Source organism: Enterobacter sp. BIDMC 29, assembly GCF_019378755.1.
GTDB classification, from domain to species: domain Bacteria; phylum Pseudomonadota; class Gammaproteobacteria; order Enterobacterales; family Enterobacteriaceae; genus Enterobacter; species Enterobacter ludwigii.
In genome coordinates, this window is record NZ_CP080000.1 from 1,896,063 (window position 1) to 1,896,623 (window position 561).

Sequence of the window (561 nt, forward strand, 5' to 3'; positions counted from 1 at the left end):
TAATCGGACGGTCCGGATCGCCGTTGATAAAGTCCACCACCACCTCATCGCCGACCCGCGGAATTTGCACCCCGCCGTACCCCTGACCCGCCCAGGCGCTCGACACACGCACCCAGCAGGAGCTGGTGTCATCCCCCTTCGCCAGACGGTCCCAGTGGAATTTCACCTTCACGCGGCCATATTTGTCCGTCCAGATACTCTCCCCATTTGGCCCCACAACCTTTGCCGTCTGCGGGCCGTAGGTGCGCGGCCACGCCGTGCTCTGCGCCGGACGGTATGACACCGCCGCCGGGATGACGCTGAAATCAGTGCGATGGATGGTTTCCCCCTCGCCGCTCGCGTAGCGGTTCTCCTCGAAATGGTAACCCGCCGCCGTGACCAGATAGTCACCGTTATCACTGAAGAACGGGGCGTTAGTCAGGGTGAAGGTGTGTCCCGGTACAATACCCGCGGCCGTGGCCGTCGCCTGAATCTGCTGGTGCTCCACCTGCCAGCGCTCCTGACGGATACGGGCGTAGAACTCCGCATGCCCGGTCTCAACAAACCGTCCCGGCCAGTCGT

1 protein-coding gene (cut by a window edge) is annotated in these 561 nt (G+C 63.3%); it reads right to left on the reverse strand.

Annotated elements, in window-relative coordinates; all coding sequences use genetic code 11:
• The coding region annotated (locus JTA15_RS21775) for a type VI secretion system Vgr family protein (protein WP_255580190.1) crosses the window boundary (this coding region is incomplete at its 5' end): on the reverse strand, nucleotides 1-561 show 561 of its 1,163 nt. 602 nt of the annotated region lie to the left of the window's left edge.